This is a genomic window from Herbaspirillum sp. FG34 (assembly GCF_057809315.1).
In genome coordinates, this window is the sequence record NZ_JBMDJS010000003.1 from 101864 (window position 1) to 125764 (window position 23901).

General features: G+C 62.1%; 22 protein-coding genes. 2 read left to right on the forward strand and 20 right to left on the reverse strand.

Annotated features, from left to right (window positions below):
• Positions 1 to 83: 83 nt before the first annotated feature.
• Complete coding sequence (gene metH, locus ACODSZ_RS04655; RefSeq protein WP_488927134.1) at positions 84 to 3827, reverse strand: methionine synthase; 3744 nt, start codon at positions 3825 to 3827, stop codon at positions 84 to 86.
• A gap of 200 nt (positions 3828 to 4027) precedes the next feature.
• Here metH and ACODSZ_RS04660 point away from each other — a divergent pair, with 200 nt between their 5' ends.
• Positions 4028 to 4627 (forward strand): 5'-methylthioadenosine/S-adenosylhomocysteine nucleosidase, encoded by a 600-nt coding sequence (locus ACODSZ_RS04660; RefSeq protein ID WP_008332967.1) that lies wholly within the window; start codon positions 4028 to 4030, stop codon positions 4625 to 4627.
• 89 nt (positions 4628 to 4716) lie between these two features.
• On the opposite strand, the gene fmt is transcribed toward ACODSZ_RS04660, so the two are convergent.
• The 8 genes from fmt to hemE all read right to left on the reverse strand — a co-directional run bounded on the left by fmt (position 4717) and on the right by hemE (position 14075).
• Positions 4717 to 5670 carry a methionyl-tRNA formyltransferase gene (gene fmt, locus ACODSZ_RS04665; protein ID WP_488927135.1) on the reverse strand — a complete coding sequence of 318 codons (954 nt, stop codon included), beginning with the start codon at positions 5668 to 5670 and terminating at the stop codon, positions 4717 to 4719.
• A 33-nt stretch (positions 5671 to 5703) separates the two neighbouring features.
• Positions 5704 to 6510 carry an SDR family oxidoreductase gene (locus tag ACODSZ_RS04670; RefSeq protein WP_008332969.1) on the reverse strand — a complete coding sequence of 269 codons (807 nt, stop codon included), beginning with the start codon at positions 6508 to 6510 and terminating at the stop codon, positions 5704 to 5706.
• 100 nt (positions 6511 to 6610) lie between these two features.
• A complete protein-coding gene (locus tag ACODSZ_RS04675) occupies positions 6611 to 7318 on the reverse strand; it encodes a thiol:disulfide interchange protein DsbA/DsbL (RefSeq protein WP_008332970.1) in 708 nt (235 codons plus the stop codon).
• Positions 7319 to 7426: 108 nt separating this feature from the next.
• On the reverse strand, positions 7427 to 8065 hold the full coding sequence (locus ACODSZ_RS04680; protein WP_008332971.1) for an SPOR domain-containing protein: 639 nt from the start codon (positions 8063 to 8065) through the stop codon (positions 7427 to 7429).
• A 31-nt stretch (positions 8066 to 8096) separates the two neighbouring features.
• Complete coding sequence (gene argS / locus ACODSZ_RS04685) at positions 8097 to 9830, reverse strand: arginine--tRNA ligase (RefSeq protein WP_488927136.1); 1734 nt, start codon at positions 9828 to 9830, stop codon at positions 8097 to 8099.
• A gap of 267 nt (positions 9831 to 10097) precedes the next feature.
• Entirely contained in the window at positions 10098 to 12260 is a 2163-nt protein-coding gene (locus tag ACODSZ_RS04690) for a primosomal protein N' (RefSeq protein ID WP_488927137.1), read from the reverse strand.
• A gap of 301 nt (positions 12261 to 12561) precedes the next feature.
• A complete protein-coding gene (locus ACODSZ_RS04695; protein ID WP_175343969.1) occupies positions 12562 to 12825 on the reverse strand; it encodes a hypothetical protein in 264 nt (87 codons plus the stop codon).
• Positions 12826 to 12977: 152 nt separating this feature from the next.
• On the reverse strand, positions 12978 to 14075 hold the full coding sequence (gene hemE / locus ACODSZ_RS04700) for a uroporphyrinogen decarboxylase (RefSeq protein WP_008332974.1): 1098 nt from the start codon (positions 14073 to 14075) through the stop codon (positions 12978 to 12980).
• 232 nt (positions 14076 to 14307) lie between these two features.
• Between hemE and ACODSZ_RS04705 the strand changes: the two genes are divergently transcribed.
• Positions 14308 to 15105: a transporter substrate-binding domain-containing protein gene (locus ACODSZ_RS04705; protein ID WP_008332975.1), complete on the forward strand. Its 798-nt coding sequence runs from the start codon at positions 14308 to 14310 to the stop codon at positions 15103 to 15105.
• 30 nt (positions 15106 to 15135) lie between these two features.
• Here the strand turns inward: ACODSZ_RS04705 and ACODSZ_RS04710 are convergent, their stop codons facing one another.
• The 11 genes from ACODSZ_RS04710 to ACODSZ_RS04760 form a co-directional block, all read right to left on the reverse strand.
• On the reverse strand, positions 15136 to 15948 hold the full coding sequence (locus ACODSZ_RS04710) for a polyphosphate kinase 2 family protein (protein WP_488927138.1): 813 nt from the start codon (positions 15946 to 15948) through the stop codon (positions 15136 to 15138).
• 52 nt (positions 15949 to 16000) lie between these two features.
• On the reverse strand, positions 16001 to 16468 hold the full coding sequence (locus ACODSZ_RS04715; RefSeq protein WP_488927139.1) for a CoA-binding protein: 468 nt from the start codon (positions 16466 to 16468) through the stop codon (positions 16001 to 16003).
• A 367-nt stretch (positions 16469 to 16835) separates the two neighbouring features.
• Positions 16836 to 17258 carry a F0F1 ATP synthase subunit epsilon gene (locus tag ACODSZ_RS04720; protein ID WP_006461340.1) on the reverse strand — a complete coding sequence of 141 codons (423 nt, stop codon included), beginning with the start codon at positions 17256 to 17258 and terminating at the stop codon, positions 16836 to 16838.
• 118 nt (positions 17259 to 17376) lie between these two features.
• A complete protein-coding gene (gene atpD, locus ACODSZ_RS04725; RefSeq protein WP_175343966.1) occupies positions 17377 to 18777 on the reverse strand; it encodes a F0F1 ATP synthase subunit beta in 1401 nt (466 codons plus the stop codon).
• A gap of 57 nt (positions 18778 to 18834) precedes the next feature.
• A complete protein-coding gene (gene atpG / locus ACODSZ_RS04730) occupies positions 18835 to 19707 on the reverse strand; it encodes a F0F1 ATP synthase subunit gamma (RefSeq protein ID WP_039783524.1) in 873 nt (290 codons plus the stop codon).
• Between the two features lie 30 nt (positions 19708 to 19737).
• Complete coding sequence (gene atpA, locus ACODSZ_RS04735; protein ID WP_034330981.1) at positions 19738 to 21279, reverse strand: F0F1 ATP synthase subunit alpha; 1542 nt, start codon at positions 21277 to 21279, stop codon at positions 19738 to 19740.
• 45 nt (positions 21280 to 21324) lie between these two features.
• Positions 21325 to 21858, reverse strand: coding sequence for a F0F1 ATP synthase subunit delta (locus tag ACODSZ_RS04740; protein WP_008332984.1), 534 nt, complete (start codon positions 21856 to 21858; stop codon positions 21325 to 21327).
• A 1-nt stretch (position 21859) separates the two neighbouring features.
• Positions 21860 to 22330 carry a F0F1 ATP synthase subunit B gene (locus ACODSZ_RS04745; protein WP_008332985.1) on the reverse strand — a complete coding sequence of 157 codons (471 nt, stop codon included), beginning with the start codon at positions 22328 to 22330 and terminating at the stop codon, positions 21860 to 21862.
• Between the two features lie 74 nt (positions 22331 to 22404).
• Complete coding sequence (gene atpE, locus ACODSZ_RS04750) at positions 22405 to 22650, reverse strand: F0F1 ATP synthase subunit C (protein ID WP_006461334.1); 246 nt, start codon at positions 22648 to 22650, stop codon at positions 22405 to 22407.
• 76 nt (positions 22651 to 22726) lie between these two features.
• Positions 22727 to 23548, reverse strand: a complete 822-nt coding sequence (gene atpB, locus ACODSZ_RS04755) for a F0F1 ATP synthase subunit A (RefSeq protein ID WP_008332987.1) — start codon at positions 23546 to 23548, stop codon at positions 22727 to 22729.
• Positions 23545 to 23889 carry an ATP synthase subunit I gene (locus tag ACODSZ_RS04760; RefSeq protein WP_008332989.1) on the reverse strand — a complete coding sequence of 115 codons (345 nt, stop codon included), beginning with the start codon at positions 23887 to 23889 and terminating at the stop codon, positions 23545 to 23547. The genes atpB and ACODSZ_RS04760 overlap by 4 nt, the downstream gene beginning before the upstream one ends.
• Positions 23890 to 23901: the final 12 nt, after the last annotated feature.

Here is a 23901-nt window from a genome sequence, read left to right on the forward strand (position 1 = left end):
ACAAGAACCAGCGAGAAAGGTTCAGGAATGAAACAAACCGTCCGGCACAGGAGCCGGACGGTTTGCTTGATTCCGTAAATCATTTACAGATTAGGGGCCAGCCAGCGTTCCACGTCTTGCTTGGGCACATGGCGGCGCTCTGCCATGTCGACCACCTGATCCTCGCCGATCTTGCCGACCACGAAGTACTTCGACTGCGGATGCGCGAAGTAGAAGCCCGACACCGAGGCACCGGGGAACATGGCGTAAGACTCGGTCAACTGCATGCCGATCTCGTCGCACTGCATGACGCGGAAAGCGTCCGCCTTGACGGTGTGCTCGGGGCAGGCCGGATAGCCGGGCGCGGGACGGATGCCGAGATATTTTTCCTTGATGAGATCGGTGCTGCTCAGGTTCTCGTCAGCCGCATAGCCCCACAGGTCCTTGCGTACGCGCTCATGCAGGTATTCGGCGAAGGCTTCGGCCAGGCGGTCGGCCAGGGCCTTGAGCATGATGGACGAGTAATCGTCATGCGTATCCTCGAAACGCTTTTCGTATTTCTCGATACCGAGGCCAGCGGTCACGGCAAACATGCCGATGTAATCCTGCACGCCAGACTCCTTGGGTGCGATGAAGTCCGACAGGCACTGGTTGGGGCGCGCCACGCCATCGACCACCGGCTTCTCGGTCTGCTGGCGCAGGCCGTAATAGGTGAAGGCGACCTGGCTGCGGCTGTCGTCGGTGTAGATCTCGATGTCGTCATCGTTGACGGTGTTGGCCGGCAAGAGCGAAATGACGCCATTGGCCGTGAGCCAGCGGCCATCGATGATCTTCTTCAGCATCGCCTGGGCTTCCTGGAAGACCTTGGTCGCGGCTTCGCCCACGACTTCATCGGTGAGGATGGCAGGGTAAGGACCGGCCAGGTCCCAGGTCTGGAAGAACGGACCCCAGTCGATATAGTTGGCCAGCAAACCCAGGTCCACATTCTTGAACAGGCGACGGCCGATGAACTTGGGCTTGACCGGGGCGAATTCCAGCTTGGTCTTGTTGGCACGGGCTGCGGCCAGCGACAGCATGGGCGCGGCCTTCTTGCTGGCGTGCTGTTCGCGGATGCGTTCGTAGTCGGCGTTCAGGTCGGCCACGTATTGCGTCTTCTGCTCGTCAGCCAGCAGCGATTGCGCCACCGACACGGCGCGCGAGGCGTCCGGCACGTAGACCACCGGACCTTCATAGTTGGGCGCGATCTTGACCGCCGTGTGGGCGCGCGAGGTCGTGGCACCGCCGATCATCAGCGGCATCTTGAGACCCGCGAAATACGGATCGCGCTGCATTTCCTTGGCGACATACGCCATCTCTTCCAGCGAGGGCGTGATCAGGCCGGAGAGTCCGATGATGTCGGCCTTCTCTTCCTTGGCCTTGGCCAGGATCTCGGCGCAGGGCACCATCACGCCCATGTTGACCACTTCGAAGTTGTTGCACTGGAGGACGACGGTGACGATGTTCTTGCCGATGTCGTGCACGTCACCCTTGACGGTGGCAATGACGATCTTGCCCTTGGGCTTGGCGACTTCACCGGTGGCGATTTCGAGCTGGCGCTTCTCTTCTTCGATGAAAGGGATCAGGTGCGCCACGGCCTGCTTCATCACCCGCGCCGACTTGACCACCTGCGGCAGGAACATCTTGCCCTGGCCGAAGAGGTCACCGACCACGTTCATGCCGTCCATCAGCGGACCTTCGATCACGTGGATAGGACGACCACCATCGGCAGCGACCTGCTGGCGCACCTCTTCGGTGTCTTCCACGATCCACTGCGTAATGCCGTGTACCAGCGCATGCGAGAGGCGCTTGGCCACCGGCAGGTTGCGCCATTCGAGCGTGGCTTCTTCCTTCTTGTCGCCAGCCTTGAGCGTGGCGGCGTACTCGATCATGCGCTCGGTAGCGTCTTCGCGGCGGTTCAGGACCACATCTTCGACGCGCTCGCGCAGCTCGGCCGGCAGGTCGTCATAGACGCCGATCATGCCGGCGTTGACGATGCCCATGGTCATGCCGGCCTTGATGGCGTGATACAGGAAGACAGTATGGATCGCTTCGCGCGCCGGGTCATTGCCGCGGAAGCTGAAGGACACGTTGGAGACACCGCCGCTGATCTTGGCGTAGGGCAGGTTCTGGTGGATCCAGCGGGTGGCTTCGATGAAGTCGACCGCGTAGTTGTTGTGTTCCTCGATACCGGTGGCGACCGCAAAGATGTTGGGGTCGAAGATGATGTCTTCGGGCGGGAAGTCCAGCTTGTCCACCAGCAGGCGATAGGCGCGTTCGCAGATCTCGATCTTGCGGGCGAAGGTATCGGCCTGGCCCACTTCGTCGAAGGCCATGACGATGACGGCGGCGCCATAGCGACGGCACAGCTTGGCTTCGCGCAGGAATTTTTCCTCGCCTTCCTTCATCGAGATGGAGTTGACGATGGACTTGCCCTGCACGCACTTCAGGCCCGCTTCGATCACTTCCCACTTGGAGGAGTCGATCATGATGGGCACGCGCGCGATGTCGGGCTCGGAGGCGATCAGGTTGAGGAAGCGCGTCATGGCGGCGACCGAATCGAGCATCGCCTCATCCATGTTGATGTCGATGATCTGCGCACCGTTTTCGACCTGCTGGCGCGCCACGGCCAGGGCTTCGTCGTACTGTTCGTTCAGGATCAGGCGGGCAAAAGCCTTCGAACCGGTGACGTTGGTGCGCTCGCCGACATTGACATACAGCGAATCGTCATTGATGGTGAAGGGCTCCAGGCCCGACAGGCGCATCTCGTGCGTGGGCTCGGAGAGCGTGCGCGGCGCAATCGTGGCGACCGTCTCGGCAATGGCCTTGATGTGCGGCGGCGTGGTGCCGCAGCAGCCACCGGCGACGTTGACGAAACCGCTTTCGGCGAATTCCTTCAACAGGGCCGAGGTGACATCGGGGGTTTCATCGAAACCGGTGTCGCTCATCGGATTGGGCAGGCCGGCATTCGGATAGATGCAGACGAAGGTGTCGGCGATCTTGGAAAGCTCTTCCGCATAGGGACGCATCAGCGCCGCACCCAGCGCGCAGTTCAGGCCCACGGTGAGCGGACGCGCGTGGCGGATGGAGTTCCAGAAGGCGGTCACGGTCTGGCCCGAGAGGATGCGGCCGGAGGCGTCGGTGACGGTGCCCGAAATCATGATGGGCAGGCGCTTGCCGCTCTCTTCGAAGAAAGTATCAATGGCGAACAAAGCCGCCTTGCAGTTGAGCGTGTCGAAGATGGTCTCCACCAGCAGCACGTCGGCACCGCCTTCGACCAGCGCGCGGGTCTGCTCCAGGTAGGCGGTGACCAGTTGATCAAACGTGACGTTGCGGGCAGCGGGGTCGTTGACGTCCGGCGAGATGGAAGCGGTCTTGGGCGTGGGGCCCAGGGCACCGGCCACGAAGCGCGGCTTGTCCGGGGTCGAGTACTTGTCGCAGGCGGCGCGTGCCAGACGGGCCGATTCCACGTTCATCTCGTAGACCAGATGCGCCATGTGGTAGTCGTCCTGGGCCACGCTGGTGGCGCCGAAGGTATTGGTCTCGATCAGGTCGGCACCGGCGGCCAGGTATTGCTCGTGGATTTCCTGGATGATGTGCGGCTGGGTCAGCGAGAGCAGTTCATTGTTGCCCTTGACGAACATCTCCTTGCCGGGAACGCTGAAGTCGGCGAAACGCTGGCCGCGATAATCCTCTTCAGTCAGCTTGTAGCGCTGGATCATGGTGCCCATGGCGCCATCGAGGATGAGGATGCGCTGCGACATCAGGTCGCGCAGCAGCAATTCGGTCTGGCACAGTTCGTTCGGCTTCATCTGGCGTTTTTCTCTGGTTACGGCAACAATGCGAGGCCTGTTCCCGCGCGCAGGCGCGCTGCGGATAAAAAAACCGGCCAGAAACGGACCGGTTCAACAGGCAAAAAGTGAACCCGATTATACGTCAAAGCACCCTTCCCCCGCCTCCCGGCAGGCTTTGCGGGCTGTGCTTCGTTGCAAACCGTTAACTATTTATACCGATGCCCGATCAAGCGCCCATCCTCATCCTGACCGCCCTGGAAAGTGAACTCGACGCCGCAGCGGCCCCGGCAGGCGTACAGGTGGTCTATTGCGGCGTGGGCAAGGTCAATGCCGCGCTGCATACGACGCAGGCCATCCTGACGCATCGTCCGCGCGCGCTCATCAATTTCGGCACGGCCGGCAAGATCGATCCCCTGCATGATGGCTTGCTGGAAGTGGCCGCCGTGCTCCAGCGCGACATGGATGCCACCCCGCTGGCGCCGCGCGGGGTGACGCCGCTGATGAACCAGGAGCAACAACCCTCCCGATTGGTCTCCGGCTATCCGGGCGTCTTGTGCGGCACCGGCGACAGCTTCGTGACAGCCGCCGATGACTGGCTGCGGCAGCAGAAGGTGGATCTGGTGGATATGGAATTGTTTGCCATCGCCCGGGTATGCAGCCACTTCGGCATCCCTTGGCGGGCCTTCAAGTTCATCACCGATGGCGCCGATGACGATGCTGCCGATGACTGGCAGGCGCGTGTGCATCTGGGAGAGGAACTGTTCTGGCGGCATCTGCCGCTGGTGCTCAGGCAGTTCGATGCAGAACCTGCGCGTTGAGGCGCGCAGGCATCCAGGCCCGGATGGAAGACTTTGTCCGAGTTTGAAACTAAGTCATCATTCGCGCCGGAAATGCCTGCCGGATGGGCTCAGGCGAAGCGCCCGCCTTCGAGGGGGAAGCCCTTGAGGAATTCTGCGGCGGCCAGGCGCTTGCCGCCCGGCTTCTGCAATTCGGTCAGCAGCAGCGCCCCTTCACCGCAGGCCACCACGATGCCGCCCTGGGCATCGGCCGACAGCACCTGTCCCGGCTCGCCCTGTTGCGCCACCTTGACCGGACGCGCCTGCCACAGCTTGACGACCGTATCGCCGAAACGACCGGTGGCGCCGGGGAAGGGATTGAAGGCGCGGATACGGCGGGCCAGCTGGTCGGCGCTCTGGCTGAAGTCGAGCGCGGCCTCTTCCTTGGCGATCTTGGCGGCGTAATTGGCGCCCTCGTCGGGCTGCGGGGTGGCTGAGAGCTCGCCGTGCTCCAGCTTGGCAATGGCTTCCACGATCATCTTGCCGCCCAGCGCGGCCAGCTTGTCATGCAGGCTGCCGGTGGTGTCGTCCTCGGCGATGGGGACGCTTTCAATCAACATCATGGGGCCGGTATCGAGCCCCTCTTCCATCTGCATGATGGTGATGCCGGTCTCGGCATCACCCGCCTCGATGGCGCGATGAATGGGCGCGGCACCGCGCCAGCGCGGCAGGAGCGAACCATGGATGTTGATGCAGCCGTAACGCGGGATGTCGAGCACGCTGCGCGGCAGGATCAGGCCGTAGGCCGCCACCACCATCACGTCATGCGGGGTCGATTGCAGCAGGGCATGGGCCTCCTGCGCCACCTCCGGATACTTGCCGTTCAGACGCAGCGAGACCGGCTGCGCTACGGGTGTGCCGTGCTTGATCGCGCATTGCTTCACGGGCGAAGCCTGCAGCTGCATGCCGCGTCCGGCCGGGCGGTCGGGCTGGGTCAGCACCAGGGTGATCTCGTGACCAGCGGCGTAGAGTGCTTCGAGCGCAACGGCGGCAAATTCCGGCGTGCCGGCAAAAATGATCTTCATGAAAAACTCCAAAGGCGAGCAAGACCGCCAGATTTACGGATTGCGTTGCTTGTGCGGGGCGCGGGCGAAGGCCATATCGTACAGCCAGTTCGGCAGCAATCTCAGCAGCTTGGCCACCACGCCCATCTGCCAGGGAATGACGCGATAGCTCACGCCCTCGGTAATGCTCTCGACAGCGCGCTCGGCAAAGCGCTCCACCGGCATCAGGAAGGGCATGGGATAGGTGTTCACGCGCGTCATCGGGGTATCGATGTAGCCGGGCGCGATGGTGACGACCTGGATGCCGCTGCCGCGCAATTCCACCCGCAGCGATTCGCAGTAGCTGATGACGGCGGCCTTGGAGGCGCTGTAGGCGCCCGCCCCCGGCAGGCCGCGAATGCCTGCCACGCTGCCGATGCCGACCAGGCGGCAGCGGCGGCGCTGGTCCTCGGGCGCCGCCTTCATGCGCGCCACGAAGGGCGTGAAGGTGGCAAAGGTGGCCGTGACGTTGACGGCCAGGATGCGTTCGAAGGCCGGCAGGTCTTCCTGGTATTCGGTCAGCGTGCCCTGCGAAATGCCGGCGTTGGCAATGACCACGTCGGCCCCGCCGAACTCGGTCAGGAAGGCGTCGGCGGCCGCAGCCAGCGCGGCGTGGTCGGTCACGTCGACGGCATAGACACGGTGCCGCTCAGCATGCGGCAGGCTGGCGCACAAGGCCTCCAGCTCGACCTTGCGCCGTGCGACCAGGCCGAGGATGGCGCCACGCCGGGCATAGGCCCGCGCCAGCGCCATGCCGATACCGCTGGAAGCTCCGGTCAGGAACACGCGTTCCTGGGCTGCAACGACGGGAAGGTTGGCCATGCCTGCTCCTGAGGTGATATGAAGGTTTAGGTAATTTCTGCTGCCCAAATGACAACGGTCCGCGGCCTTGCGGACGCGGACCGTGCGGAACGGGTGAAGCTTATTTCTTTTTTGCGTGGCTGCTGCCGGCGGCCTTCTCGGCGGCCACCTTGGCCACCAGGTGATCCATCACCTGCAGGGCAGCGGCTTGCTGCATCGATTCCGGCTGATTGGCCAGGGCCACGCCGACCACGGCGGGCGAGGTGACATAGCGGCCATCGATGGCAATCATGGGTACGCCGTCGACCTTGTAGGCTTCCTGCAACTGGGCTGCGCGGCGAGCCTTGGTCTGGATGCCGAAGGAGTTGTAGAGGTCGAGGAATTTCTGCTTGTCCAGGCCGATCTTTTCGATGTAGGCCAGGATGGTCTTGTCGGTATTGATGCGCTGGCCTTCGACGTGGATGGCGTGGAAGATCTTGGGGGTCAGCTCTTCAGCCTTGCCCATGGCTTCCAGGGTGTAGTAGAGCTTCTGCTGCGGCACGAAGCTGTCGCGGAAGGCCACCGGCACCTTCTTGAAGTTGATCTTGTCACCCTGCTTCTTGACCCAGGCCGTCAGCGACGGGTCCCAGGCGGCGCAGTGCGGGCAGTCGAACCAGAAGAATTCGGTCACTTCGACCTTGTTGCCGGAATCGGTCGGCTGGGCCTGCTCCAGCACGCGGTAGTCGCTGCCCACTTGCGGATTGGCCGGCGAGGCCGAGGCGCCAACGCTGGCGGTGAAGGCCAGTACGCCGAAGCTGACCGCGGCCAGCAGCTTTTGATGGAAACGCATGGTATTACCCTCTCTGATGGATAGTCGGTGGGACAGGCCGGTAGCCGCCCCGCGCCCGTCGTGCCGGTCGGTCATCCCCTGCCGCCGGCATCCACGGGTGCATTCTGATTATTTGGGAATGCGCACGATGGCAGCATCGACCCCGTTATCGGACAGCTTGCTGCGCGTACGGTTCATCGCGTCGGCATGCTCGAAGGGACCGATGCGCACGCGATAGAGCACGCCGCTGTCGGCAGTGCGCTCGCTGACCTTGGCCTCAAAGCCCAGCAGGGCCAGCTTGGCACGGCCACTTTCGGCGTCGGCCTGGTCGCGGAAGGCACCGGTCTGCAGGAAGTAGGTCCACTTGTCGTCGTTGGTGTCGTTCTTGGAGGTAGCAGACGTGGCCGCCGGGGCCTTGGCGTCGGGCCTGGACGGTGCCGGGCTGGCCTGCGGGGTCGGCGCCACCGGCGGGACCGGCTGCGCCGATGCCGTGTTGGGCGGCACCGGCGTCTGCGACTGCTGCTGGTCGCGCGCGGCATCGCGGGCGATGTCGCGGTTACCGTAGAGCGGCCGGTTGGGGTCGGCCGCCTGGGCCGGGGTCGGATCGGTGCGCTCGGGGCGCGCGACCTTGTTGACGAAGGGGATGGGCGACTTGGTGATCATCAATGCCACACCCACGGCGATCCCCAGGCCGACGATCAAACCCAGGATCAGGCCGAGCAGCGTACCGCCGGCCTGCTTGTGATATTTCGCGTTCAACGGTTTCACGTTTCTCTTTAGCTGCTTGTTTTAGCTTGTTTTACATTCTGGCCGGAGCCGATACGCCCAACAGTGCCAGGCCGTTGCGCAGCACCTGGCGGGTGGCGGACAACAGCGCCAGGCGTGCGGACCTGGTTGGGACATCATCGACCAGCACGCGTTCCGCATTGTAGTAGCTATGCAGTTCGCCTGCCAGATCGCGCAGGTAGAAGGCGACCTGGTGCGGTCCCAGCTCTTGCAGAGCATGGGCCAGCATGTCCGGATACTCGGCCAGCTTGGCCAAGAGCGAGGCTTCGCGCGGGGCCGTCAGCAGCGACAGGTCAGCCGTGCTCTTGAGCGCCTCTTCATCCACGCCCGACTTGCCCAGCACGGTGCAGATGCGGGCGTGCGCATACTGGACGTAATAGACCGGGTTTTCATCGGACTGCGCCAGCGCCAGGTCGACATCGAAGACGAACTCGGTATCGGCCTTGCGCGAGATGAGGAAGAAGCGCACCGCATCGCGGCCACGCGTGAGGTCGCGCTGCTCGCCCTCGACCGGCTCGCCGGCGGACCATTCGATGAGGTCGCGCAGGGTCACGTAGGAACCGGCGCGCTTGGAAATCTTGACCTCTTCACCATTGCGCATGACGGTGACCATCTTGTGCAGCACGTAGTCGGGATAACCCTGGGGAATGCCCACGCCGGCGGCTTGCAGGCCGGCGCGCACGCGCGCGATGGTGCCGTGGTGGTCGCTGCCCTGGATATTGATGACCTTGCCGTAGCCGCGTTGCCACTTGTTGATGTGATAGGCGACATCGGGCACGAAGTAGGTATAGGTGCCGTCGGTCTTCTTCATGACGCGATCCTTGTCGTCGCCATAGTCGGTGGTACGCAGCCACAGCGCGCCATCCTGTTCATACGTCTTGCCGGCGGCGACCAGCGCGTCCACGGCGGCGGCCACCTTGCCGTCGGCGTAGAGCGAGGATTCCAGATAGTAATTGTCGAACTTCACGCCGAAGGCCTGCAGGTCCAGGTCTTGTTCATGACGCAGGTAGGCCACGGCAAAGCGACGGATCGATTCGATGTCGTCGACCTCGCCGCTGCCGGTGACGGGCTGGCCATCGCTGGCCGAGACGGTCTTCTTGTCGAGGAAGTCGCGCGCGATGTCGGCGATGTAGTCGCCGTTGTAGGCCGACTCGGGCCACGCGGCGTCACCCGGCTTGAAGCCGCGCGCACGCGCCTGCACCGAGGTGGCCAGGGTAGCGATCTGCACGCCGGCATCGTTGTAGTAGAACTCGCGCAGCACATCAAAGCCCTGGGCTTCCAGCAGCGACGACAGCGCATCGCCCAGCGCGCCCTGGCGGCCATGGCCCACGTGCAGCGGACCGGTGGGGTTGGCCGAGACGAACTCGACCAGCACCTTCTTGCCGGCGCCCAGGCTGCCACGGCCGAAGGCCTCGCCCTGTTCATGGATCACCTTGACCACCGCCTGCTTGGCAGCGGCCGCCACGCGCAGGTTGATGAAGCCCGGGCCGGCGATCTCGACGGATTCCACCAGCCCCTCGCGCGCCGGGTCGGCCATGACGGCGGCGACGATGGCTTGCGCCAGCTCGCGCGGATTCTTCTTGAGCGGCTTGGCCAGCTGCATGGCGATGTTGCAGGCGATGTCGCCGTGCGAGGCATCGCGCGGACGCTCCAGGGTGATGGTCGGGGTCAGGCCGCTATCAGCCAGCAGCGGCTGCAAGGCGGACGAGAACAAGTCGGAGATGCGTTGTTTCTGTTGTGCGAGCATGGGAATGAGGGGTAAAGCGGAAGCGGCCGAGGCGCTGGTCTGGCAGGCTGCGCCGCGCGGAGGGATCGCTTGCAATTGGTTGAGCAACCGAGATTATACCGGCTAGGCGCACCCTGTAGACTGCCCGAGCAAGCAGCTTGCGTGCGGGCAAGCTCTCTGCGCCAGAAAGATGCCTCAATCACAACAAATCTGTTACCCCGATTTTTGCAAAAAGCTTCACCCGCAACTTCACAACCGCCCTGCCGCCCGCCTGCTGCGGCCCTGTCTTCATATATCGACCGGATCGACTTCCAGCGACCAGCGGGCGCGGGTTTTCAGCTGCCGCAGCGCGGCCAGCCATTGTTTCAGGAAGCCCTGCAGGGCGGGGCGTGACGGGCACTCAACGAGCAACTGCGCGCGCTCGACATTGGCCACCCGCATCAGGGTCATCGGGATGGGCTCGTTGATGGTGATGGCGGGCGCCTCCAGCAGGGTGGCGGCTTGCTTCAGGAAGGCCAGGGCCGTGTCCAGCTCGCGCGCCTCGGCGCGCAGCAGCGCCTGATACATGAAGGGCGGGAAATGGGCCTGGCGGCGCTCCTCCAGCAGGTCACCGGCAAAGCCGTCGTAGTCATGGCGCATCACGGCCTGGTACAGCGGATGATGCGGGTAGCGGGTCTGGATGAGCACCTCGCCCGAGCTGCCATCGGCCGACAGCCCGGCCCGGCCGGCGCGGCCGGCCACCTGCATGAGCTGGGCGAAGAGCCGTTCGCTGGCGCGGTAATCGTGCGAGAACAGCGCCGTATCGGGATTGAGCACGCCCACCAGCGTGAGCTTTTTGAAGTCATGCCCCTTGGCCACCATCTGGGTGCCGACCAGGATATCCACCTCGCCCCGGTGCACGCTGTCGAAGGCGCTCTGGGCCGAGCCCTTCAGGCGGGTCGAATCGGCATCGATGCGCAGCACGCGGGCGCCGGGGAAGATCGCCTGCAAGCCCTCTTCCACCCGCTGGGTGCCGCGCCCCAGTGGCTGCAGATCGACATTGCCGCAGGTCGGGCAGGCACGCGGGATGGCCAGTTCCAGGCTGCAATGGTGGCAGCGCAGGCGGCGCTCGGGCCGGTGCACGACCATGAAGGCATCGCAGCGCATGCAGTTGCTGATCCAACCGCAGGCATCACAGGCCAGCACCGGCGCATAGCCGCGGCGGTTCAGGAACAGCAGCGACTGCTCGCCCTGCTCCAGGCGCTTGCGCACGGCGGCGATCAGGCCGGCGGTGAGGCCATCGACGGGCTTGTCGCGCTCCATGTCGATCACCTTGACGGTGGGCAGCACCGCCTGCTGGGCGGCGCGCTGGCGCAGCTCCAGGCGGCGGTAGCGGCCGGCCTGGGCGTGGTGCCAGGTTTCCAGCGAAGGCGTGGCCGAGCCCAGCACCACCGGGATACCGAGCTGGTGCGCCCGCCACACGGCCAGGTCGCGGGCGGAATAGCGAAGGCCCTCTTGCTGCTTGTAGGAAGGATCGTGCTCCTCGTCGATGACGATGAGCTTGAGCGCAGGCAACGAAGACAGGATCGCCAGCCGCGTACCCAGCACGATGTGGGCCTGCCCCAGGTGCGCGGCCAGCCAGTTGCGGGCGCGCTCGCCCTCGGCCAGGCCGCTGTGCAGCGCCACCACGTTCAGATGCGGGAAGCGCGCGCGGATATTGCCTTCCAGTTGCGGCGTGAGGTTGATTTCCGGCACCAGCACCAGGATCTGGGCCGGGGCCACGGCGGGATCGACGGGCGCAGCTTGCGATGCGGCAACCTCATCGGCAGCGCGACGCAGGATGGCAGCAGCCGCTTGCAGGTAGACCTCGGTCTTGCCGCTGCCGGTGACGCCGTACAGGAGCAGCGGCGCAAAGTCCTTTGCGCCGGCGATGGCGTCCACGGCCTGCTGCTGCGCCGGGTTCAGCGCAGGCGCTTCACCCAGATGCAGCGGATCAGGGGCATCCGGCGGCACTAACTCCGCCACCGCCTGGGGAATGGCTTCTGCCTCGGTGCGGGTCTTGCGCCTGGCCTTGCTCTTCTTGGGTGCGGCCAGACGGCCCAGGGCCTTGAGCGCCTTGTCCAGCGCGACCGTGGTCAGGGCGCGCAGGTTCTTGGGCAGGCCCGGCAGCATCACCTCGCCCAGCGGGCGCTGGTAATAGTCGGCAGCAAAGCCGCACAGCGCCAGCCAGTGCGCTGACATCGGCGGTAACTGATGGCGCACGGCAATGACATCCTTGATCTTGTCGGCCTGCAGGTCGGTCTGCGCCGCATGACCGACCACCACCCCCACCGCCTCACGGCGGCCGAACGGTACCACCACCAGTTGGCCAATGGCCGGCATGGGCTCGTCCGGCGTGGCGGGTTGCCAGCGGTAATCGAAGACGGTATGCAGGGGCGTATCGAGCGCCACCTGAAGCAGACATTGTTCCACGAACTTAAAGTCAATCCTGAAAAACCCGGCTAAGCCTCGGTTTCATCATCATTTTTGGACCTATCCACACAGGCTGTGGATAACTTTGGGGACAAGTACCCCTTGACATTTCCCCACGCAGACTGGCTCTGGCCTGCGGCGCACTGCTCAACGGCGAGGCAAAAAATAAAGCCAACAAAATCAATGACTTGGACTCATCTCTTATCCTGCAGAAAAAAAAATTGCAGCGAAGTATTGTGCAGGTGCCAAAATCATCCAGTGTGCATAAGTCCTTCCGGCGGCACCACGGAGCCGGCGTTTGTCAAGCCCTGAGCGGCAAAAATTTGTCGGCTTTGGCTTGCAGGCTGCCGCCTCCTTGTCCTACAAACTTAAAGTAAACCTTCAAAGATTTCGATAAGCGGCGGTTTTGTAAACGCTTTTCGATCTTATGCACAGCGGCTGTGGATAACTTTGTGGGCAAGTGCCTCTTGACAAGGCCGAAGCCCACGGCCAGCGCGGTTTCCCGCAAAAACGCGTCAAGACGGCGAAAAAATAAACCCAATAAAATCAATGACTTGTGCAGCACCCTTCTGCACAATCCTTCATATTCAAATAAATTTGATTCTCAACAAGAAAATGGGCCGCCATGTGCATAAGTCCCGGTGCACTGGCAAGGATGTGCATCGGGACTTGCCCATCCGCACAAATACGAACAGATAACGACAGATATACGCACGTTCAACCGCGCAGAGCGCGGCTGATCTCGTGGACGGCCTGGGCGAGGGTTGCCACGGCTTGCGGCGGGGTGTGCTGGGAGATGCCGTGACCGAGGTTGAAGACATGGCCGCTGCCGGCGCCGGGGCGGCCGAAGGATTCCAGCAGCTTGCGCACTTCCGCCCGGATGGCGTCGTCGCCGGCGAAGAGCACGTTGGGATCCAGATTGCCTTGCAGTGCCACCTTGTCGCCCACGCGGCGACGGGCCTCACCCAGGTTGACGGTCCAGTCCAGGCCGACGGCGTCGGCACCGATGGCGGCGATCTGCTCCAGCCACAGGCCACCGCCCTTGGTGAAGACGATCACCGGAATCTGCTGACCATCTTGCAGGCGCTGCAACTGGCTGACCACCTGCTCCATGTAGGCCAGCGAGAATTGCTGGTAGATGCCATCGGCCAGGGCACCGCCCCAGGTATCGAAGATCATCACGGCCTGTGCACCGGCGGCGATCTGCGCGTTCAGGTAGGCGGCCACGGCATCGGCGTTGGTCTTGAGGATGTGGTGCATCAGGTCCGGACGACGGTAGAGCAGGCTCTTGACCAGGCGGAAGTCATCCGAGCCGCCGCCCTCGACCATGTAGCAGGCCAGCGTCCAGGGACTGCCGGAGAAGCCGATCAGGGGCACGCGGCCATCGAGTTCGCGGCGGATCTGGGTGACGGCCTTGAAAACGTAGTCCAGCTTGTCCAGGTCCGGCGCCCGCAGGGCCTGGATGGCGGCCTCGTCGCGCAGCGGGCGCTCGAACTTGGGACCCTCACCTTCAGCGAAATACAGGCCCAGGCCCATGGCGTCGGGCACGGTGAGGATGTCCGAGAACAGGATGGCGGCATCCAAGGGATAACGTTCCAGCGGCTGCAGCGTGACCTCGGTGGCATAGTCGGGATTGGTGGCCAGACCCATGAAGGAACCGGCGCGAGCGCGCGTGGCGCGGTATTCGGGCAAGTAGCGACCGGCCTGGCGCATCAGCCACAGCGGCGTGTAGTCGGTGGGCTGGCGCAGCAGCGCACGCAGGAAGGTATCGTTTTTGAGCGGAGCGAAGGTGGACATGGAAGAGGAAGAGGACATGGTCGGCCTGCAATGCGGTCTGACGACAATCCGGCATTATCTCATCCTCCGCGCATGGCTTCCGGGTAATTGTCGCTATCGGCGTGCGCTGATATTGATGCAGGTCCTGGCGCGCGGTTTTGCTATGATCTGGCAGCAGTATTTAAGCGGCCCATCCAATCAACTAGAACCCATTTAGCAGCGGGCCGCGTTCATCATTGATCATCCATCATCACATCCACGAGGAGACTCCATGAAGTCCATCATCCGTACCGCCCTGCTGGCGGGTCTGGCGGTTCTGTCATTTTCGCTGTCGCTGTCGGCGGCACAGGCCGACGAGGCGCTCCCCGCTTCGCGTCTGGACCAGGTCATCAAGGCTGGCAAGCTGCGCATCTGCATGACCGGTGACTACAAGCCCTTCACCTATTACCGCCCTGACCAGACTTTCGAAGGCATGGATGTGGAACTGGGCCAGTCCCTGGCCAAGTCGCTGGGCGTGGAGGCGCAGTTCGTCAAGACCACCTGGAGCAACCTGATGAACGACTTCGTCGCCCAGTGCGACATCGCCATGGGCGGCATCTCGATCACCCTGGACCGCGCCCGCAAGGCAGCCTTCTCGGAGCCGGTGATGGTCGATGGCAAGGCGCCCATCATCCGCTGCGCCGACAAGGACAAGTTCCGCAACTTCGACATGATCGACCAGCCTGGCACGCGCGCCATCGTCAACCCCGGCGGCACCAACGAGCGCTTTGCCAAGGCCCGCTACAAGAATGCCACCCTGACGCTGCATCCGGACAACGTCACCATCTTCCAGCAGATCGTCGACGGCAAGGCCGATGTGATGGTCACCGATGCCAGCGAGACGCGCTGGCAATCCAAGCTGCATCCGGAGCTGTGCCCGGTACAGCCTGACCAGCCGCTGCAGTTCGCTGAAAAGGCGTACCTGCTGCCGCGCGGTGATGTCGCCTTCAAGGCCTATGTGGATACCTGGCTGCACCTGGCCAAGGCCACCGGCGAATATCAGCGCATCTTCGACAAGTGGCTGAAATAAGCCAGAGCGCGGCGGCCCCGCCCCTCTTGTTCAGTCGAACTTGAGATCCTTGAGTTCGGGCTTGGGGTCGGGGAAGCGCAGCTTGAGCTTTTGCAGAGTCTCCAGGACCACATTGGCCACCAGCAGGTTGCGATGGGTCTTGGAGTCGGCCGGTACCACGTACCAGGGTGCATGCAGGGTACTGGTCTGGCGCAGCACCTCCTGGTAGCGCTGCTGGTAGGCGTCCCAGAACTTGCGCTCGGCCAGGTCTTGCGGATCGAATTTCCAGTGCTTCTCGGGATCATCGATGCGCGATTGCAGGCGTGACTTCTGCTCGGTCTTCGAGATGTGCAGGAAGAATTTCAGCACCACGGTCCCGGTTTCCCACAGCATGCGTTCGAAGTCGTTGATCTGACGATAGCGACGTTTGCATTCCTTCTCATCGATCCAGTCGTGCACGCGGGTGATGAGCACATCCTCATAGTGACTGCGATTGAAGACCGCGATCTCCCCGGCCACCGGTACCTGCGCATGGACGCGCCACAGATAGTCGTGCGCCAGTTCGATGGCCGTCGGCCCCTTGAAGTTGGCGATACGGATGCCCTGCGGATTGACGGCGGCAAAGACGTCATTGACGGTGCCATCCTTGCCGCTGGTATCCATGCCCTGCAGGATCACCAGCACCTTGTGCTTGTGGCCGGCATACAGCATCTCCTGCTGCAGGCCGATCTGTGCGGCCAGACGCTGCACGGTGGCACGGTCGGTTTCCTTGTCGCCGCTGGAGAGCGGTTTGGTGGAGGCGTCGCTTTCCTTGAGGACGAACTTGGGATGGACGATGAATTGCGGCCCGATCTTCTTAGCCATGCTGTCTCGCTTTTCTCGTTATAAATGATTTACGGATTTCGCCAGCCTGGCATTACAACACGCCATGCGACTGCCCCATGGCATGTTCGATCTTGATGCACTTGTCCATGACCACCTTCAACCCGGCCGCACGCGCGCGGGCTGCGGCCTCTTCGTGAACGATATCGAGCTGCATCCACACGCATTGGGCGCCGATGGCGATGGCCTCGTCGACGACGGGCGGGATGTCGGCTGACTTGCGGAAGCAATCGACGATGGCGATGCGCAGGCCGTCCTGCGCCAATGCCGCGCTGGCCTCCTGCAAGCTGGCATGGCAGTGCTCGCCCAGGATGGTCTGGCCGGCGTACATGGGATTGACGGCGACGATGCGGTATCCCGCTGACTGCATATAGGCGGCCACGTCAAAGCTGGCCCGCTCGGGTCGGTTGGACAGGCCGACCACGGCAATGATGGGCTTGCCATGCTGGCGCGCTGTGGTCGAAGAAGGCGATGCAGACGATGCGGGTGCAGCTGACGACATGGGGGCTCCTGTCCGGCTGATGGAAATGAGGCTAATGCTATCAATGATTGGGGCGGACGGAATTGGTTCTATCCTTCACGTCAGCGCACTTTACCCGAGGATGAAAGTTGCCGCAGCGCCAGTGTGTGCGACATGTGGGCAAACTTGATCCAGGTTGATTCATACGGCCTGGAAGCCGCGGGATTTGGTCAGCCCTGGGGCGGCAGAAGCGCCCAGGATCTGCACGGAAGAACTGGCCACGCGCATGAGAGGAACTGTGCGCGCATGAAAAAAGGCAGCCGAAGCTGCCTTTCATCTACTGCTGTACTACTGTACTGCTGTGCTGCCGTGCCGGAGCGCTCTTCGCCGGAAAGAACGCTACCAGCGATCAGCGCTTCTGACGCAACTTCTGGATCGCGGCCAGCTGTGCCACTGCGGCGGCCAGTTCGGCCTGGGCTGCGGCGTGGTCGATCTTGGAGTCACGGTTCACCAGCGCTTCCTCGGCCAGACGCTTGGCTTCGGCGGCCTTGGCTTCGTCCAGGTCGGCACCACGGATGGCGGTGTCGGCCAGCACGGTCACGGCGTCAGGCTGCACTTCCAGGAGGCCGCCTGCCACGAACACGAATTCCTCGTGTGCCTGGCCCGAGACCTTGATACGGACAGCACCTGGCTTGATGCGCGTGATCAGCGGGGTGTGACGGGGATAGATACCCAGCTCACCCGCTTCGCCCGGCAACGCGACGAATTCTGCCTCGCCGGAGAAGATTTCCTCTTCCGCCGAGACCACGTCCACGTGAATAGTATGTGCCATGTCGTTTCCTAGTCGATTGACCGCTCCTGCGAACAGGAGCGGCGCCAATGAATCAATGATTACTTACCTGCCATGGCTGCATCCGGTACTGCACCGGAGCCCCACGGCGTGGTCAGTCTTAGTTGATCTTCTTGGCCTTTTCGATTGCTTCGTCGATGGTACCGACCATGTAGAACGCTTGTTCCGGCAGGTGGTCCAGTTCGCCGCTGGCGATCATCTTGAAGCCCTTGATCGTGTCCTTCAGCGAAACGTACTTGCCCGGGGAACCGGTGAACACTTCGGCGACGTGGAAGGGCTGCGACAGGAAACGCTGCATCTTGCGAGCGCGTGCGACGATCAGCTTGTCTTCCGGTGCCAGTTCGTCCATGCCCAGAATGGCGATGATGTCACGCAGTTCCTTGTAGCGCTGCAGGGTGCCCTGGACCGCACGGGCGGTCTCGTAGTGTTCCTGGCCGACCACTTGCGGGTCCAGCTGGCGCGAGGTCGAGTCCAGCGGATCGACGGCCGGGTAGATACCCAGCGAGGCGATGTCACGCGACAGAACGACGGTCGAGTCCAAGTGGGCGAAGGTGGTTGCCGGCGACGGGTCGGTCAAGTCATCCGCAGGGACGTACACGGCCTGGATCGAGGTGATCGAGCCAGTCTTGGTCGAGGTGATACGCTCTTGCAGGCGGCCCATTTCTTCGGCCAGCGTCGGCTGGTAGCCCACGGCGGACGGCATACGGCCCAGCAGCGCGGACACTTCGGTACCGGCCAGGGTGTAACGGTAGATGTTGTCGACGAAGAACAGCACGTCCTTGCCTTCATCACGGAAACCTTCCGCAATCGTCAGGCCGGTCAGCGCCACGCGCAGACGGTTGCCCGGCGGTTCGTTCATCTGGCCGTAGACCATGGCGACCTTGGAGTTGGTCGGGTTTTCCAGGTCCACCACCTTGGCTTCTGCCATTTCATGGTAGAAGTCGTTACCTTCACGGGTACGCTCACCAACACCGGCGAACACGGACAGACCGCTGTGCGCCTTGGCGATGTTGTTGATCAGTTCCATCATGTTCACGGTCTTGCCCACACCGGCGCCACCGAACAGACCGACCTTACCACCCTTGGCGAACGGGCAGACCAGGTCAATGACCTTGATGCCGGTTTCCAGCAGCTCTTGCGAGGGCGACAGTTCGTCGTACGCAGGGGCCTTGCGGTGGATCGAAGCGGTTTGCTCGTGCGAGACCGGACCGCATTCGTCGATCGGGTTGCCCAGCACGTCCATGATGCGACCCAGGGTCGCGGTACCGACGGGCACGGAGATGGGCTTGCCGGTGTTCGAGATGGTCAGGCCGCGGCGCAGACCGTCCGACGAACCGAGCGCAATGGTACGAACCACGCCGTCGCCCAGCTGCTGCTGGACTTCCAGGGTCAGATCCGAACCTTCCAATTTCAAGGCATCGTAAACCTTGGGCATCGCATCGCGCGGAAACTCCACGTCCACCACAGCGCCGATACACTGAACGATTTTGCCATCAGCCATTTTCGTTCCTTCAATAGATAAAATTTAAATTCTGTTTCGCTACGCTACGCCAGCTGATCAGCCGACCGCAGCCGCACCGGAGACGATTTCCGACAGCTCTTTGGTAATCGCGGCCTGACGAGTCTTGTTGTAGACCAACTTCAACTCGCCGATCACGCTACCTGCGTTGTCGCTGGCGGCCTTCATCGCGACCATGCGCGCCGATTGCTCGGAGGCCATGTTCTCGGCAACGGCTTGATAGATCAGCGCTTCGACGTAACGCACCAGCAGTTCGTCCACCACGGATTGCACATCGGGCTCATAGATGTAGTCCCAGGAGTGCGCACCCTCGTCAGCCTTGAGCTTGTCGCTGGTCAGCGGCAGCAGCTGCTGCAGGGTGGCTTCCTGCTTCATCGTGTTGATGAACTTGGTGTACACCAGGTACACCGCGTCCAGCTTGCCTTCCTGGTAAGCGTCGAGCAGCACCTTGACGGGGCCGATCAGCTTTTCCAGGTGCGGCGTATCACCCAGTTGCGTCACGTTGGCGGCCACACGGGCGCCGATGCGATTCAGAAAACCCAAACCCTTGTTGCCAATGGCGACGGTTTCGATGGCCTTGCCCTGGCCTTCCAGTTCACGGAACTTGTTGGTCATCAGGCGCAGCGAGTTGGTGTTCATGCCGCCGCACAGACCCTTGTCGGTCGTGACGACGATGAAACCAACGCGCTTGGCCGTGTCTTGCTGGACCATGAACGGGTGCACGTACTCCGGATTGGCCTGCGACAGGTTGGCCGCAATGTTGCGGATCTTGTCGCTGTACGGGCGGGCTGCGTGCATCCGGTCCTGCGCCTTGCGCATTTTGGATGCCGCGACCATTTCCATCGCCTTGGTGATCTTCTTCGTATTTTCTACGCTCTTGATCTTGCCACGTATCTCTTTACCTGTAGCCATGAGTAAGACTCCTTATAGCTTCAGTAAGAATTAGTACGCGCCGGATTTCTTGAAGTCAGCGATGGCGGCTGCCAGGGCTGCCTCAGCATCCTTATCCAGTTGCTTGGTGTCTTCGATCTTCTTCAACAGGTCAGCGTGGCTGGTCTTCATGAAGTTGTGCAGACCCGACTCGAAGGCCAGGATCTTCTTCACTTCGACGTCGTCCATGTAGCCCTTGTTGACGGCGAACAGGGTGACGGCCATGATCGAGATCGATTGCGGGGTGTACTGAGCCTGCTTCAACAGTTCGGTCACGCGCGCACCACGGTCCAGCTGCTTGCGGGTGGCTTCGTCCAGGTCGGAAGCGAACTGCGCGAAGGCAGCCAGTTCACGGTACTGTGCCAGGTCGGTACGGATACCGCCGGACAGGCCCTTGATGACCTTGGTCTGAGCAGCGCCACCGACGCGCGACACCGAGATACCGGCGTTGATCGCAGGACGGATACCGGCGTTGAAGAGCGAAGTTTCCAGGAAGATCTGGCCGTCGGTGATCGAGATCACGTTGGTCGGAACGAAGGCCGACACGTCGCCCGCCTGGGTTTCGATGATCGGCAGTGCGGTCAGGGAACCGGTCTGGCCCTTGACTTCGCCGTTGGTGAACTTCTCGACGTAGTCGGCGTTCACGCGGGCTGCACGTTCCAGCAGGCGGCTGTGCAGGTAGAACACGTCGCCAGGATAGGCTTCACGGCCCGGCGGACGGCGCAGCAGCAGCGAGACCTGACGGTAGGCCACGGCTTGCTTGGACAGATCGTCATACACGATCAGGGCGTCTTGACCGCGATCGCGGAAGTATTCGCCCATGGCGCAACCCGAGTAGGCCGACACGTATTGCATCGCTGCCGATTCGGAGGCGGTCGCGGCCACGACGATGGTGTATTCCATCGCGCCGTGGGCTTCCAGTGCGCGCACCACGTTCTTGACCGACGAAGCCTTCTGGCCGATCGCAACGTAGATGCAGGTCATGTTCTGACCCTTTTGATTGATGATGGCGTCGATGGCGACAGCGGTCTTGCCGGTCTGGCGGTCACCGATGATCAGCTCGCGCTGGCCACGGCCGACGGGCACCATGGAGTCGATCGACTTCAGGCCAGTCTGCATCGGCTGCGACACGGACTGACGCGCGATCACGCCCGGGGCGATCTTTTCGATCGGGGCGGTCAGCTTGGCGTTGATCGGACCCTTGCCGTCGATCGGCTGGCCCAGTGCGTTGACGACACGACCCTTCAGTTCAGGGCCGATCGGCACTTCCAGGATACGGCCGGTGCACTTGACCAGGTCGCCTTCGGAAATGTGTTCGTATTCGCCCAGGATAACGGCGCCCACCGAGTCACGCTCCAGGTTCAGCGCCAGGCCGAAGGTGTTGCCCGGGAATTCCAGCATCTCACCTTGCATCACGTCGGACAGACCATGGATACGGCAGATACCGTCGGACACGGAGATGACCGTGCCCTGATTGCGAATCTCAGCGGTATCGCCAAGGCCTTGGATCCGGCTCTTGATCAGCTCGCTGATTTCAGATGCGTTGAGTTGCATACTAACTCCTAAAAATTGTTCTTTCGCTTAGCCAGCCAGAGGCACTTACGCGGCCAGAGCAGCTTGCAGCTGCTGCAGCTTCGCGCGCACGGAGGTATCGAACACTTCGTCGCCGACCACGACGCGCACACCGCCAATGAGGCTGCTGTCGACCGTCACGGAGGGGTTCAGCTTGCGGCCGAACTTCTTCTCCAGTGCCGAGACCACATCCTTGACCTGGGCATCGCTGAGCTCAAAGGCGCTCACGATGTTGGCATCGGCCGAACCTTCCGACGCGTTCTTGAGCGCGTGGAATTGTTCGGCGATCTGCGGCAGCAGGACCAGGCGGCCGTTGTCGACCAGCGTCTTGACGAAATTGCTCGCCTCGACGGACAGCGGAGTCTTCACGGCGGCGGCAAACACTTCAGCCAGCTTGTCGTGCGTTACGGAAGGATTCTGCGCCAGGGCCTGCACCTCGGGATGCGCTGCCACCTGGGCCATCTCGTCGATGAGATCGGACCAGGCTGCCAGGCTGCCTGCCTTGGCCACACGGAACAAGGCTTCGGCGTAAGGACGAGCGATCGTTGCGAGTTCGGCCATATTACAGCTCTGTCTTCAGTTGATTCAGCAAGTCGGCATGAGCAGCCGCATTCACTTCGCGCTTGAGGATCTGTTCCGCGCCCTTGACGGCGAGCGTTGCGACCTGGCCGCGCAGTTCTTCGCGCGCCTGGTTCACTTGCTGTTGAGCGTCTGCACGAGCGTTGGCGATGATGCGGGCAGCTTCTTCAGCAGCCGTCTTCTTGGCTTCTTCGATGATCAGCTGTGCGCGCTTTTCGGCTTCGCCGATGCGCTTCTGGCCTTCATCACGAGCCGATGCCAGTTCGCCCTGGATACGCTTTTCGGCGGCGGCCAGATCGGCGCGACCGCGGTCAGCGGCTGCCAGCCCGTCCGCAATCTTCTTGGCGCGTTCGTCGAGCGCCTTAATCAACGGCGGCCACACGAATTTCATCGTGAAGCCGGCGAGGATGAAGAAGACCACGAACTGTGCAATCAATGTTGCATTTAAGTTCACGGTAATTTCCTTCTCAGAATAACGAGTGCCGGAACCAATCGTCCGGCAGATGAGAATCGGCTATGAAGCGCGAATTACTTGGCGATGAACGGGTTTGCGAATGCGAACAGCATGGCGATACCAACGCCGATCAGGAAGGCGGCGTCGATCAGGCCAGCCAGCAGGAACATCTTGGTTTGCAGGGTGTTCATCAGTTCAGGCTGACGTGCGGATGCTTCGAGGTACTTACCGCCCATGATCGCGATACCGATACAAGCGCCGATAGCACCCAGGCCAATGATCAAACCGCAAGCCAGAGCAACGAAAGAGACATCAGTCATGACAATTCCTTAAGAAAAGTTAAATTAAATACAAAACCAAAAAACAAACTGAAAAACAGGTACTGCAAGCCTTGTGTTAGTGCGCTTCGTGCGCCTGGCCCAGGTAAACCAGTGTCAACATCATGAAGATGAATGCTTGGAGCAACACGATCAGGATGTGGAAAATTGCCCAGATAGAACCGGCGATCACATGGCCGATGAAGCCGAATGCGGTCGCGGTCGATCCCAGCAATGCGATCAGCAGGAACAACAGTTCGCCTGCATACATGTTGCCGAACAGTCGCATGCCCAGGGACACGGTCTTGGCGGCGAATTCGATGATGTTGAGCAGCAGGTTGAACGGCGCAAGCCAGATGCCGAAAGGTGCTGCGAACAGTTCGTGGATGAAGCCACCGGCGCCCTTGATCTTGACGCTGTAGTACAGCATCAGGGCCAGCACGCCCAGGGCGATGCCCAGGGTGCCGTTGAGGTCGGCGGTGGGGACGATGCGGTGGTGCATTTCACCCAGACCGAACAGGCCCAGGATGCTGGAAGCCAGGTCCACCGGCAGGAAGTCCAGCGAGTTCATCAGGGCCACCCAGACGAACACGGTCAGCGCCACCGGGGCGATGAAGGTGCGGTCGCCATGGACGATGGCCTTGGACTGGTCTTCCACCATTTCCACGACCATCTCGACGAAGGCCTGGAAGCGGCCCGGCACGCCGGAAGTCGCCTTGCGGGCAGCCAGGAACATGAACAGGCAGCCCACCACGCCACAGAACACGGACCAGAAGATGGTGTCCACGTTGAGAACGGAGAAGTCGACGATCTTGGTCTGATGATGGGTGGAGAGGTGTCCGAGGTGGTGGACAATATATTCAGAGGCTGTCAGCGCGTGCTCTGCGGCTTCTACGGTCATGGTCGGTGTCTAAACAGTAAAATGAAATAACTCTTAAGCACCACGATGAAGCTCAGCAAAAATGCGAGCCAGTGCACACCGTGGTACAACCAAACGATCGCGCCCATGAGCGCAAAAGTCGTAGCAATCTTGATAAATTCCCCGAAGAAAAACGTCATCGGGTTGGTACCACCGGGTTTCTGCGCACTGACATGAAGTCGCAGTGCAAACAGGGCATTGGGGACGACACAGCAGACGCCTCCCAACAATGCGGACCAAAGCGCCGGAAGTCCGCCCAGCATGCCCGCCACCAAGGTGGCGATGACCGTGGCTACGAGCTGCAACAGAATGATGCGCAGCATATCTATCCAATA